At 60.7% G+C, this 12,711-nt stretch carries 10 protein-coding genes and 1 tRNA gene; 9 read left to right on the plus strand and 2 right to left on the minus strand.

What is annotated here, in order from left to right; all coding sequences use genetic code 11:
* The first annotated feature begins 106 nt into the window (after positions 1 to 106).
* The 4 genes from GH656_RS05195 to GH656_RS05210 all read left to right on the plus strand — a co-directional run bounded on the left by GH656_RS05195 (position 107) and on the right by GH656_RS05210 (position 2,506).
* On the plus strand, positions 107 to 937 hold the full coding sequence (locus GH656_RS05195) for an undecaprenyl-diphosphate phosphatase (protein WP_153074898.1): 831 nt from the start codon (positions 107 to 109) through the stop codon (positions 935 to 937).
* A gap of 108 nt (positions 938 to 1,045) precedes the next feature.
* A tRNA-Arg gene (locus GH656_RS05200) sits at positions 1,046 to 1,120 on the plus strand.
* Positions 1,121 to 1,578: 458 nt separating this feature from the next.
* Positions 1,579 to 1,968, plus strand: a complete 390-nt coding sequence (locus GH656_RS05205; RefSeq protein WP_153074899.1) for an RT0821/Lpp0805 family surface protein — start codon at positions 1,579 to 1,581, stop codon at positions 1,966 to 1,968.
* Positions 1,969 to 2,053: 85 nt separating this feature from the next.
* A complete protein-coding gene (locus GH656_RS05210; protein ID WP_153074900.1) occupies positions 2,054 to 2,506 on the plus strand; it encodes an NUDIX hydrolase in 453 nt (150 codons plus the stop codon).
* Between the two features lie 154 nt (positions 2,507 to 2,660).
* Here the strand turns inward: GH656_RS05210 and GH656_RS05215 are convergent, their stop codons facing one another.
* The gene (locus GH656_RS05215) at positions 2,661 to 4,370 is read right to left on the minus strand and encodes a glutamine--tRNA ligase/YqeY domain fusion protein (protein ID WP_153074901.1); all 1,710 of its coding nucleotides are present in this window, start codon (positions 4,368 to 4,370) and stop codon (positions 2,661 to 2,663) included.
* Positions 4,371 to 4,513: 143 nt separating this feature from the next.
* The gene (locus GH656_RS05220; protein ID WP_153074902.1) at positions 4,514 to 5,734 is read right to left on the minus strand and encodes a CaiB/BaiF CoA transferase family protein; all 1,221 of its coding nucleotides are present in this window, start codon (positions 5,732 to 5,734) and stop codon (positions 4,514 to 4,516) included.
* A gap of 277 nt (positions 5,735 to 6,011) precedes the next feature.
* Between GH656_RS05220 and alaS the strand changes: the two genes are divergently transcribed.
* The 5 genes from alaS (at position 6,012) to GH656_RS05245 (ending at position 12,538) form a co-directional block, all read left to right on the plus strand.
* Positions 6,012 to 8,636 (plus strand): alanine--tRNA ligase, encoded by a 2,625-nt coding sequence (alaS, locus tag GH656_RS05225; RefSeq protein WP_153074903.1) that lies wholly within the window; start codon positions 6,012 to 6,014, stop codon positions 8,634 to 8,636.
* 204 nt (positions 8,637 to 8,840) lie between these two features.
* Positions 8,841 to 9,779 carry a branched-chain amino acid ABC transporter permease gene (locus GH656_RS05230; protein WP_153074904.1) on the plus strand — a complete coding sequence of 313 codons (939 nt, stop codon included), beginning with the start codon at positions 8,841 to 8,843 and terminating at the stop codon, positions 9,777 to 9,779.
* Between the two features lie 28 nt (positions 9,780 to 9,807).
* Positions 9,808 to 11,058, plus strand: a complete 1,251-nt coding sequence (locus tag GH656_RS05235) for a branched-chain amino acid ABC transporter permease (RefSeq protein ID WP_246184210.1) — start codon at positions 9,808 to 9,810, stop codon at positions 11,056 to 11,058.
* Positions 11,055 to 11,807, plus strand: coding sequence for an ABC transporter ATP-binding protein (locus GH656_RS05240; RefSeq protein WP_153074906.1), 753 nt, complete (start codon positions 11,055 to 11,057; stop codon positions 11,805 to 11,807). Before GH656_RS05235 ends, GH656_RS05240 begins: the two co-directional genes overlap by 4 nt.
* Complete coding sequence (locus GH656_RS05245) at positions 11,804 to 12,538, plus strand: ABC transporter ATP-binding protein (protein WP_153074907.1); 735 nt, start codon at positions 11,804 to 11,806, stop codon at positions 12,536 to 12,538. Before GH656_RS05240 ends, GH656_RS05245 begins: the two co-directional genes overlap by 4 nt.
* Positions 12,539 to 12,711: the final 173 nt, after the last annotated feature.

The following is a 12,711-nucleotide window of genomic DNA, read 5'->3' on the forward strand; positions in this document are numbered from 1 at the left end:
GTGTAACGCGCCCAGCGCAAGGCTTGGCGCGGCCAGAGTGGCCAGGCATAATCGGTGCCCTTTCGGGCCCTGTGCGCCTTGATTCACTTTTGCCGAGGATTTACACGTGAGCTTGCTGTTTCTGATTTTTCTCAGTGTTTTACAGGGCGTGACCGAGTTATTCCCGGTGAGCAGTCTTGGCCATACCTTGCTGGTCCCTGCGTTGTTTGGCATGCACATCGACAAGCACGCGCCGCAACTCCTGCCATTTCTGGTCGCGCTGCATCTCGGGACGGCGTTTGCTTTGCTGTGGTACTTCCGCAAGCGCTGGGTGGCATTGGTGCGGGGTTTTTGCGGCTCGCTGGCGGGACGCCGCAACGACGACGGTCACATGATGTGGGCGCTGATTATCGGCACGATTCCAACAGGGCTGGTGGGGCTATTGCTAGAAAAGCGTATTGAGCAGGTGTTTCATGATTTGCGGATTGTCGCGCTGGCGCTAATGGTGAATGGCGTGCTGCTCTGGTTGGGTGACCGTTTGCAGCGTGCGCGTGCGCATCGCGCGCCAGAGCAACTCACGTTTGGCCAGGCGTTTCTGGTGGGGCTGGCACAAGTCGGCGCGTTGATCCCGGGGTTCTCGCGCAGCGGGCTGACGATGATTGCCGGTAACGCCGCCGGTTTGAGCGCCGAAAAAGCCGCTGAATTTTCTTTCCTGCTCGGCACGCCGATTATCTTCGCGGCGGGCCTGCTGGAATTGCCCAAGCTGTTCCACGCGCCTGGGCAACTCGCCGACGCGCTGCTGGGCGGAGTGTTGACCGCGATCGCGGCGTATCTCAGCGTGCGTTTTCTGATGCGTTATTTCGAAGGGCGCGGCCGGCTGGCAACGTTCGGCGTGTATTGCATGATTGCGGGCGCGGGGTGTTTCGCATGGTTTTTGTGGCATGCGCCGGTCGCTTGATGCATGGCCCGGTGACGGGCCTCTGCCTGATTTAGTGGAGTCGTTCGGTTGCTGTGGGGTTCATCGAGCGTTTGAACCCCGTTTCATCGGTTAAGATAGCGGGCTTGCCTCCCCATAGTTCAACGGATAGAACACGGGTCTTCTAAACCTGAAATCGAGGTTCGATTCCTCGTGGGGGGGCCAGATGTCATGCAAGCCATTCCCGTTTTTACTGAACATCCCCACCTAGCTTGCCGGTTGCCCCAAAAATTGGATCCTCCTCCAATAGGCTGCCCTCTCACTTCCTCCCTTTAAAAAAACCGATCACGCTGGAAGGTGCGCACTGCATGGCGATGAGGCCAATTGCGGTTGCTGCAAGGGCATTAGGCTAGGTAGCCGCGCCGGATGTTTGACGCAAAACACACAGCTCCCGGTTGCCACTGAATTGCATCAATCTCCCGCGCGCGCCAGCTCCATGCGCCGCGGGTTTTTGCTGCCTTTTTCCTGGGTTTGCAAGCGCGGCCACGCAAGCACGACGCTGAGATCCTGTGCGCCTTGCCGTGCTAGAGCAGGTTCTTTTAGCGTCGCGTGCTATTCTCCTCCGGCTTTATTTTTGCCTTGGCTTCACGCTCACTCAAACGGCTTTTCAAGGAGAAAAATCAATGTCGAAGCGAATTCGCACGCCCCTTTATCTGATGCTTGGCAGCGTGTTGCTGGCCAGCATGTGCGGCGCGCAAGCGGCAAATCTGGGTTTTCTGAACGACACGCCTATTAGTTATATGAAGCCGCGTGATGTTGCTTCAGTGAAGGTGGCGGTATTCGAGGCCCTCGACAAGCAGCAAGACGGCAAGGGCAGCAACTGGGTCAACGAAGGAACCGGCAATAGCGTACGGATCGAGGCGGTTATCACGCCGAAAAGCACGGCCACGGATGGTGACCGTACTTGCCGCACAGTAACCGTGGAGCTTGAAGCGAAAGGGCAATTGATGCGGCTGAACCCGCAGTTTTGCCGTCACGGCAGCGGCAAATGGCAATTGCAGAAGAAGTCATGAGTGCATCGCGGATTCGGCTAGATCTGCTTGCGGAGTGGTTTGCTGAGCCAGCACCGCATAGCAAACCTCGCGCAGATAGCGTGGCGTGATGCAGCGGATCGTTTCATGCGGCGTGGTGCTACTTGATGCGCAGGGCCGGGTATTGCTCGCTCATGCGACCGGAACCTCGCATTGGGACATTCCCAAAGGCCATGGCGAAGATGGCGAAGTGGCGGACGTTACAGCGCTACGCGAGCTGGTCGAGGAGACCGGCATGGTGCTGGCCCCGGATCGTCTAACGGATCTAGGGCTTTTTGTGTATCGCCGCGACAAGGATTTGCATCTCTTTGCGGCCCGGGCGAATCCGGACGAATTCGACCTGACGCGCTGCATCTGCACCTCGTTTTTCCCCCGTCGTGCCGACGGTGTGCTGATTCCTGAAATGGATGCGTACCGCTGGTCTACGCCAGATGAGATTGAGCATTACGCTAGCCGCAGCCTGACCCGCTTGTTTCAGACAACGTTGTCGCTGACGCAATTGCATCAGGTGCTGGTGTAAGGCGTGGCGGAGGGTGTGCTGGAGGTGGGGAAAGAAAGGGGCCAGGCGCGAGTGGCGTGCCGTAGTGCAAGAGAGTAATGCGCGATGTGCGATGTGTGCCTGCTGGGCTGCAGGCGGCGAAGAAGCCGCTTTCAGCCCAGCAGGCATTTTTGCGTCAGGACGGTTTGCCCCAGCTGTCACGCAGGCTCACGATCCGGTTAAACACCAGCTTGCCTGGCGCTGAATCAATCCGGTCGGTTACGAAGTAGCCGTGCCGTTCGAACTGAAAGCGTTGCTCTGCCGCTGTTTCGTGCGCACCGGGTTCGAGATAGGCATGGACGACGCGTTTTGAATCCGGGTTCAGCGCCTGCAGAAAATCACGTCCTCCCGCGTCGGGCTGCGCTTCCTTGAAGAGCCGGTCGTACAGCCGCACTTCAGCCGGGCAGGCGCTAGCGACGCTGACCCAGTGGATCGTGCCCTTGACCTTGTAGCTGTTCGCACCTTCGGTGCCGGAGCGGCTGTCCGGGAAGTAATTGCAGTGAACGGCGATGACGTTGCCGTTCGCGTCTTTGTCCACGCCGGTGCATTCGACCACGTAGCCATACCGCAGCCGTACCCGGTTGCCGGGGAACAGGCGAAAGTAACCCTTGGGTGGCGCTTCGCTGAAGTCTTCGCGCTCAATCCACAGTTCGCGCGACAACGGAAAGGTGCGCGTGCCGCGCTCGGGATGATGCGGATGAACTGGCGCGCTGCAGGTTTCTGTGAGATCGGCCGGGAAGTTGTCGATGATGAGCTTGAGCGGATCAAGCACGGCGGTGACACGCGGGGCTTTTTCGTCGAGATCGTCGCGCAGCGCGCCTTCGAACACGCTCATGTCAATCCATGAATCGACCTTGGTTACGCCAATCCGGTCGCACAGCAACTGGATGCTTTCTGGCGTGAAGCCACGGCGACGGACACCGACGATAGTCGGCATCCGTGGATCGTCCCAGCCATCGACATAGCCTTCCGTCACGAGTTGCAGCAGCTTGCGCTTGCTGGTGATCGCGTAAGTCAGGTTGAGACGGGAGAATTCGATTTGCTGGGGCAGTGGGCGCTGAAACACACCGGCATCAGCCAGTTGGTTGAGAATCCAGTCGTAGAGCGGCCGGTGATCTTCGAATTCGAGCGTGCAGAGTGAATGCGTGATGTTTTCCAGCGCATCCGAAATGCAGTGGGTGTAGTCGTACATCGGGTACACACACCAGGTGTCGCCAGTGCGGTAGTGGTGAGCGAAACGAATACGGTAGATCACCGGGTCGCGCATGTTGAAGTTAGGCGAACTCATGTCGATCTTCGCGCGCAGCACATGCTCTCCTTCCTTGAATTCACCCGCCTTCATGCGGCGAAACAGATCCAGGTTTTCTTGCGGTGTGCGGTTGCGAAACGGCGATGGTGTGCCAACTTCAGTTGCCGAGCCACGGTTGGTGCGCATTTGTTCGGCTGACTGACTGTCTACATAGGCGTGGCCGCGTTCGATCAGCAACTCGGCAAACGCATACAGCTTGTCGTAGTAGTCGCTGGCGTAATACAGATGTTCCGCGCCGTTGTGCTGCCATTCAAAACCGAGCCAGGTAACGGCGTCGATAATCGAATTCACGTATTCGACGCTTTCTTTTTCGGGGTTGGTGTCATCGAAACGCAAATGGCACACGCCACCATAACTGCGGGCGATGCCGAAATTCAGACAGATGCTCTTCGCATGGCCGATATGCAGATAGCCGTTCGGCTCGGGAGGAAAGCGCGTTTCCACCCGCTGGTTCCATTTTCCGGTGCGGTTGTCGTCATCAATAATGTTGCGGATGAAATTGGATGCCGCAGGGGGATCGTTGCGTTCGGTAGTCATGCGAGGAGGGCAGGTTGGTCGGAGAAGCGCGTGTGGTGCGCACGGGGCTGCCAATTCTACCTGAGGCCCCCGCTGCGCAGTGCTTTGCCTGGCACGGCAGGCAAAGCCTCGTACGGTGATGCAGCCGGGGCCGCCAGGTGAAGCTAGATCACCGCTTGCGCGCGAAGCGCGGCGAGCTGGCCGGCGTCGTAGCCGAGCACTTGTTGCAAGACCGCCTCGGTGTGTTCGCCAAGGGTTGGCGGGTGCGCCAGCATTTCGGGCGGGGTCTCGCTCATGTTGATGGGATTGCGCACTAGCCGGGCTACAGCTCCGCTGGGGTGGGGCAGATCGATTTGCAAGCCGCGGGCGAGCACTTGCTCATGGCTGAACACTTCTGCCAGATTGTTGATCGGCCCGCATGGCACACCCGCCGCTTCAAGCGCGCTGATCCAGTGCTGTTTGCTGGCGGTGCGCACCATCGCAGCGAGAAGCGGCACCAGCACCTCGCGGTGGCGTACTCGTTCAGGGTTGGTCGCAAAGCGTGGGTCGCTGGCCAGTTCCGCCTGCCCGCCTGCTGTAACGAATTTGCGAAACTGGCTGTCGTTGCCTGCCGCGACGATGAGCCAGCCGTCGCTGGCCTGGAAGGTTTGATACGGCACGATGTTCGGATGAGCATTGCCCCAGCGCACGGGCGGTGTGCCACTAGCCAGAAAATTGGTGTTCATGTTGGCTAGCATGGCGACTTGCACATCGAGCAACGCCATGTCGATGTATTGGCCCACGCCGGTGCGCTCGCGGTGTGTGAGGGCCGTGAGCACGGCGATGGTGGCGTACATGCCGGTCATCAGGTCGGCAATGGCGACGCCTGCTTTTTGCGGGCCGCCGCCGGGCTGGTCGTCACGCTCACCGGTCAGGCTCATGAAGCCGCCGATCCCCTGCACGATAAAGTCGTACCCGGCGTGGTTGGCGTAAGGGCCGGTTTGTCCAAAGCCTGTGACCGAGCAATAAACCAGATCAGGTTTGAGCGCTTTCAGCGAGGCGTAATCAAGACCGTATTTCTGCAACTGGCCAACCTTGTAGTTTTCCAGCACGACGTCGCTTTTGAGCGCTAGCTCGCGGATGATCTGCTGCCCGCCAGGCGTTGAGATATCGACCGTCAGCGAGCGCTTGTTGCGGTTCGCGGCGAGGTAGTAGGCGGCTTCTGGCGTGTCGCTGCCGTCGGGTGCCTGCAGATATGGCGGGCCCCAGTGCCGGGTGTCGTCACCGGTATGTGGCCGCTCGATCTTGATGACGTCTGCGCCGAAGTCGGCGAGTGTTTGCGAACACCACGGGCCCGCTAGCACGCGGGTGAGATCCAGCACGCGGATATGGCTGAGAGCGCCCATATGCAGTTTTGTCTCCGGTGAGTTGGTGGATCGCAATCCATTCGAGGAGCGGCAATCTTAAGCGATTCTGTGCGGTCATCCTATTCGGCCAGATGGCCTGGGTCATCTGGCCAGGACGGTGTGCCGGAGCCCTGGCCGGATGGCCAGCATGGCGTTTTGGTCCGTCGTTACGCCGTCGCGCGGCAATGCCGATCCCGTATAATCGGCCGACCATGAAATCCCCGTCTGACGCATCGCCGATGCCGCCAGATCAAGCCAGGACCGTCCCCGCCCCGCCATGAAAGCCGCCGAAATCCGCGAAAAATTCCTCAAGTTCTTCGAATCGAAGGGCCACACTATTGTTCGTTCCTCAAGCCTTGTGCCTGGCAACGATCCCACGCTGCTCTTTACCAACTCCGGCATGGTGCAGTTCAAGGATGTTTTCCTTGGAACAGAAGCGCGGCCGTACTCCCGGGCCACCACTTCGCAGCGCAGCGTGCGTGCGGGCGGCAAGCACAACGATCTCGAAAACGTTGGCTATACGGCACGCCACCACACGTTCTTCGAGATGCTGGGCAATTTTTCATTTGGCGATTATTTCAAGCGTGACGCGATTCATTACGCGTGGGAGTTGCTGACGGGCGTCTATCAGCTACCCAAAGACAAGCTCTGGATCACGGTTTATCAGGAAGATGACGAAGCCCATGACATCTGGGCCAAAGAAGTAGGCGTGCCGCCTGAGCGGATCATCCGGATTGGCGACAACAAGGGTGCGCGTTATGCATCGGACAATTTCTGGCAAATGGCGGATGTAGGTCCATGCGGGCCATGCTCCGAAATTTTTTACGATCACGGCCCTGACATCTGGGGTGGTCCGCCGGGCTCGCCTGATGAAGACGGTGACCGCTACATCGAAATCTGGAATCTGGTGTTCATGCAGTTCAGCCGCGATGCTCAGGGCAACATGACACCGCTGCCCAAGCAGTGCGTGGATACGGGCATGGGGCTGGAGCGCATTGCAGCGGTCTTGCAGCACGTGCATAGCAACTACGAGATCGACCTGTTCCAGGCGCTGATTAAAGCAGCGGCCCGCGAAACCAGCGTCACCGACCTGAGCAACAACTCCCTCAAAGTTATCGCGGACCACATCCGGGCCTGCTCGTTCCTGATTGTGGATGGCGTGATTCCGGGCAATGAAGGGCGCGGCTATGTGCTGCGCCGCATCGTGCGCCGGGCGATCCGTCATGGTTACAAGCTGGGTCGCAAAAGCGCGTTTTTCCACCGGCTGGTGCCTGATCTGGTCGAGCAGATGGGCGGCGCCTATCCGGAACTCAAGGAAGCCGGGCCGCGCGTGGCCGAAGTTTTGCGCCAGGAAGAAGAGCGTTTTTTCGAAACGATCGAACACGGCATGTCGATTCTGGACGGTGCGCTGGCCGAGCTTGAAGCGAAGGGCGGCAAGATGCTCGATGGCGAACTGGCGTTCAAGCTGCACGACACCTATGGCTTCCCACTCGATCTCACCGCAGATGTCTGCCGTGAACGCGAGGTAACGGTCGATGAAGCCGCTTTCGATCTCGCCATGGCGCGTCAGCGCGATCAGGCGCGCGCGGCGGGCAAGTTCCGGATGGCTCAGGGGCTGGACTATTCCGGCGCGAAAACAGTGTTTCATGGCTACGAGAAAACTTTGTTTGATGACGCCCGGATCATCGCACTGTATGTCGATGGCACGGCGGTCGAGCAGGTTGAACTGGGTCAGCAAGCGGTCGTGGTGCTGGATCACACGCCGTTTTATGCCGAGTCCGGCGGGCAAGTGGGCGATCAGGGCGTACTGGCTAACGCCAGCGTGCGTTTTGCCGTCACCGATACGGCCAAAGTGCAGGCCGATGTCGTGGGTCATCACGGCACGCTTGAACAAGGCGTGCTGAAGCTGGGCGATGTCGTCAAGGCGGAAATCGACGCGGTGCGGCGTACTCGCACTGAGCGTAATCACTCGGTCACTCACTTGATGCATAAAGCGCTGCGCGAAGTGTTGGGTGCGCATGTGCAGCAAAAGGGCTCGCTGGTTGATCCCGACAAGACCCGCTTCGACTTCGCTCACAACGCACCGATGACTGACGAGCAGATTCGCCGTGTCGAAGACATCGTCAACGCTGAAATCCTGGCCAACGCGCCGGGCATCGTGCAGCTGATGTCATTCGATGACGCAGTGAAAGGCGGTGCGATGGCGCTGTTCGGCGAGAAATATGGCGATGAAGTACGGGTGCTCGATCTCGGCTTTTCACGCGAACTATGTGGCGGCACGCACGTGCGCCGCACTGGCGATATCGGCCTGTTCAAGATCGTGATGGAAGGTGGCGTAGCTGCGGGGATCCGGCGCGTGGAAGCCATTACGGGCGATAACGCAGTGCGCTATGTGCAGGAGCTCGAAGCACGTATTCATGCCGCAGCGGCGGCGCTCAAGACACAACCTGCTGACCTGACGCAACGCATCGGGCAAGTGCAAGACCAGGTGAAGGCGCTTGAAAAAGAACTGGGCGCGCTGAAATCAAGACTGGCTTCCAGCCAGGGCGATGAACTAGCTGGTCAGGCCGTAGAGGTGGCGGGCGTTCAGGTATTGGCAGCGATGCTTGATGGCGCTGATGTCAAGGCGCTGCGTGAAACCGTCGACAAACTCAAAAGCAAACTGAAAAGCGCGGCGATCGTTCTGGCTTCGGTTGAGGGCGATCGGGTCAACCTGATTGCAGGTGTGACACCGGAAGCCAGCAAAAAAGTGAAGGCGGGTGATCTGGTGAACTTTGTCGCCCAGCAAGTGGGCGGCAAAGGCGGTGGCCGCCCCGATATGGCACAAGCAGGCGGAACTGAGCCTGCTGGCTTGCCTGCGGCTTTGGCTGGCGTCAAAGGCTGGATTGAAGCGCGGCTCTAGGAAGCAGCCCGCAAGAGGGGGCTGGGCCCGGGTTCAAGCCCAAGCCCAAGCCCAAGCCCAGCCATACACCTGCCAAGGCCCCCTCTCTATCGCATGGCGCTGCTGCGCGAGAGGCGCGTCAGCACCTCTCGCGCTTTCTGCTGGCGTCAGTTCTGACGCCATCGGGTTTCTTTCTTCTGCGCAGCATCACTGCGCCAGCATCACGTGCAATCACTTGCGATCAATCTGCTGAACGGCATCAGCTATGGGCTGCTGCTGTTCATGCTGTCGGCCGGACTGACGCTGATCTTCAGCATGCTCGGCGTGCTGAACTTCGCTCATGCCAGCTTTTATATGCTCGGGGCTTACATCGGCCTCGCCATTGCCGCTTATGCAGGTTTCTGGAGTGCGCTGGTGTTGGCTCCGATGCTTGTCGGCGGACTGGGAGCGGTGCTGGAGCGTGGCTTGTTGCGTCGTGTGCGCCCGCATGGGCATTTACCTGAACTGCTATTGACTTTCGGCGCGGCTTATCTGATCGCAGAGATGGTTACGCTGGTGTGGGGGTTGCAAACTTTCAGCATGAGCGTGCCTGCCGTGCTGGATGGGCCCTTGCTGACGCTTTACGGCGTGCCGTTACCGCGTTATCGCGCTTTCATGATGCTGGTCTCGCTCGCCATGCTTGCCGTGCTTTATGGCGTGTTGCGTTTTTCCCGTGTCGGGTTGATTGTGCGTGCGGCGTTGACGCACGCGAGTGCCGTTGAAGCGTTAGGCCACAACGTGCCGCGAGTGTTTACCGGGGTGTTTGCCGTTGGCACTGGGTTGGCCGCGCTGGCTGGGGTGATCGGCGCGCCGCTTTTCGTGATTGAACCAGGCATGGCCGATACGGCAGGTTCGCTGATGTTTGTGGTTGTCGTCATGGGTGGGCTGGGGTCGCTGAGCGGGGCTCTGGTGGCGTCGCTGATGGTGGGCTGCGTGCAGACTTTCGCCGTGGGCAGCGCAGCAACGCTGGGCAGTCTCGTTGAGTGGCTGGGGATGCCGCTACCGCTGCAATGGAGTGGCTTAAGCGTTTCCCAGTTGGCCCCGCTTGTGCCGTATATGTTGCTGGTAGCGATGCTAGTGATGCGGCCGCGTGGTCTATTTGGGCAACGCGATGACGCCGCCTGATTCGCCCAAAATCCTCCCATCGCGCCGCATGCTGCGGTCCTTGGCGCTAGCCGTTGCGCTGGCGGCCGTGGTTCTCGCGCCGCTGCTGTCTGCTCACGGCTGGTTGCTGGCCTATCTCTCGCAGACAGCCGCAATGATCGTCTTCGCGCTGTCTTATAACTTGCTGCTCGGTAGCACCGGCTTACTGTCGTTCGGTCACGCGGCCTGCTCGGGGCTGGGCGCGTTGATTGCTGCGCAGTTGTTCAACCGGTTCGGCATGCCGTTGCCGTTACTGCCGCTTGCCGGTGGTCTGGGTGGGATGCTGGCTGGGGCGCTGCTTGGGATCATCGCCACACGCCGCGCGGGCACGGCCTTTGCGATGATTACGCTGGGCCTTGGCGAACTGGTCGCCGCTGCGGCATGGACGCTGCCCAACTGGTTTGGCGGCGAAGCCGGAGTGCCGATTGACCGGGCGCATGGCGCATGGGGCGGCTGGAGCTTCGGGCCCGCCAATGAGGCCTATGCGGTGATCGCCGGATGGTGCCTCTTGGCAGGCATGGCGATGTTCGCGCTGTCACGCACGCCGCTTGTCCGTCAGGCTTATGCCGTGCGCGATAACCCAGTGCGGGTCGCAGCGCTCGGGGGCTCGCCGCGTCAGATCCGTTTCAGGATGATGTTGCTGGCGTCGTTTTTCGCGGGCATCGCCGGCACGCTGAGCTTGATTAACGTTGAGCTGGTTTCAGCCGAAAGCGTCAGCATGCTGCGCTCGGGCTCGGTGTTGATGGCGGTAGTGATTGGCGGCACCGCATCGTTTTTCGGGCCCGTGCTCGGCGCTATCGTGCTGAACATTTTTAGTGTCGCGCTGGCGGGCGTCACGCGCGCGTGGCCGCTCTATCTCGGCTTGCTGTTTCTTGTGGTGGTGATGGTGTCGCCTGATGGCTTGATGGGTTTAGCCCGGCGTCAGGCTGCCCGTTTGGCGCGCTACGGCTGGCGTCCTTGTGCGCTGCCCGCGCTGCTTAGTGTGCTGGCGGTATTGGCCTGGAGTAGTGCGGTGGTGTTGGTGGTGCAGTGGGCATACGGGGTCGCGTTCAGTGTCGACGCCCCCCTCAACCGCTCGCCAGGCTATTGGGCTCAGGCCCGCATGGCGTGGCTTGGCGCACTAATGGCGCTGCTGCTGGCGGGAGCGGGCGCACTGGCATACCGTGGCGCGCTGCGCCGCTGGGCCCAACTGGCCGGTATGGAAGCCAAGGCCAGCGTGGGTGCCAACGCACCAGTGATTGAAACGCGAGGTGCGTCATGAGCGCCGCGCTCGTGCTTCGCGGCGTTGAAAAACGCGCGGGTGCGACGCCGATCCTGCGTGGCGTCGATCTCGTGATTGAACGCGGCGAGCGCCACGCGTTCATTGGCCCGAATGGCGCGGGCAAATCGACGCTATTTAACCTGATCGCGGGCGCTGACCGGCCCAGCGCTGGCCGCATCGAGTTGAACGGCGAAAACATTACCCGGCTCACACCCGAAGCGGTCAGCCGCCGTGGCCTCGCCCGCAGTTTCCAGACGACGCGCGTGTTTGGCGGCTTGAGTGTGTTCGATAACCTGCGCTGTGCGTTGTCCTTCGCTTCGCCTGGCGGGCGTAGCTCATGGCGGCTCTGGCGCGATGCGCCGGACAGCGACGCCCGTGCAGCCCAGATGCTGGATGCCATCGGCCTCACCGCGCGGCGTGATGAATTCGCGGGCACTTTGAGCTATGCCGAGCAGCGCGCGCTCGATCTTGGCCTGGCGCTGGTGGGCGGCGCGCATACGGTGCTGCTGGATGAGCCGACTGCGGGCATGAACCGGGCGGAAGCCGCGCGGGCGATTGAACTGATTCGCACGATGATGGCGCAACGCACCCTGCTGATGGTCGAACACGATATGGAGGCGGTGTTTGGGCTTGCTGACCGGATCTCCGTGCTGGTCCAGGGGCGGGTGCTGGCAACGGGCACTCCAACCGAGATTCGCGCTAATGCGGCGGTCCGCGCTGCTTATCTGGGCGATGGGTGGCCGTTATGAGCGCCACGCTGCTGGAGCTTGGTGGCTTGCGCGCGTGGTACGGCGCGAGCCAGGTATTGCACGACATTGATCTACAGATTCACGCAGGCGAGGTGGTCGCGCTGGCGGGCCGCAATGGTTCGGGGCGCTCGACGCTGGCGCGGGCAATCATGGGTCTCGTGCGTACCGAGGGCCAGAGGCAGTTCGCAGGTGTCGCGTTAGGCCGGCGGCGCACCTTCGAGATCGCTCGTCTTGGTATCGGCTATGTCCCAGAGCACCGCGATATTTTTGCCACGCTGAGCGTGCACGACAATTTGTTGCTCGGTCTCTCCACGCAGACACAAAAACGCGCCAGACGTGCCACACCGCGCTTCACGCTCGCTGAAGCTTACGCGCTGTTTCCGGTGTTGCAGGCACGCGCTTCGACGCGGGCAGGTGTGCTTTCAGGGGGAGAGCAGCAGATGCTGGCCCTGGCACGGGCGTTGCTGGGTGATCCAGATTTACTGCTGGTGGATGAACCGGTGGAAGGGCTGGCCAGCCAGGTGGTCGAACAGGTCGAGAGTGTTTTGCAACTGCTGCGGGCACGCGGCATTGCGCTGTTGTTGATCGAACAACGCCTCGTACTGGCGCACCGTTTGGCAGATCGCGTCGCGGTGATGGGGCATGGGGCGATTGTGTTCGATGGCACGCTGGACGCGCTGGCGCAGCGGCGCGAGGTACTTGATCAGTGGCTTGGATTAGGGCCCGGTTGAGCGCGCCGGCGTATCGCGTATAGCGTGTGGCTCACGTAATGAAACGGCAGGCGATACAGGTTCCAGCTACGTGATGACAGGGGGGGCAGGGGGGAGAGGGGCAGGGGTGACAAGTACCGCAAGCACGCGGCAGATAGCCGCTGCGGTAGAATCCGGCATTCTGCCCAGCGTCG

Source organism: Paraburkholderia bonniea (genome assembly GCF_009455625.1).
Taxonomy (GTDB): domain Bacteria; phylum Pseudomonadota; class Gammaproteobacteria; order Burkholderiales; family Burkholderiaceae; genus Paraburkholderia; species Paraburkholderia bonniea.

Coding starts and splice junctions, on each gene's coding strand:
- GH656_RS05205 (WP_153074899.1), top strand. CDS start 1,579: ATGTCGAAGCGAATTCGCACGCCCCTTTATCTGATGCTTGGCAGCGTG.
- GH656_RS05215 (WP_153074901.1), bottom strand. CDS start 4,370: ATGACTACCGAACGCAACGATCCCCCTGCGGCATCCAATTTCATCCGC.
- GH656_RS05220 (WP_153074902.1), bottom strand. CDS start 5,734: ATGGGCGCTCTCAGCCATATCCGCGTGCTGGATCTCACCCGCGTGCTA.
- alaS (WP_153074903.1), top strand. CDS start 6,012: ATGAAAGCCGCCGAAATCCGCGAAAAATTCCTCAAGTTCTTCGAATCG.
- GH656_RS05235 (WP_246184210.1), top strand. CDS start 9,808: ATGCTGCGGTCCTTGGCGCTAGCCGTTGCGCTGGCGGCCGTGGTTCTC.
- GH656_RS05240 (WP_153074906.1), top strand. CDS start 11,055: ATGAGCGCCGCGCTCGTGCTTCGCGGCGTTGAAAAACGCGCGGGTGCG.
- GH656_RS05245 (WP_153074907.1), top strand. CDS start 11,804: ATGAGCGCCACGCTGCTGGAGCTTGGTGGCTTGCGCGCGTGGTACGGC.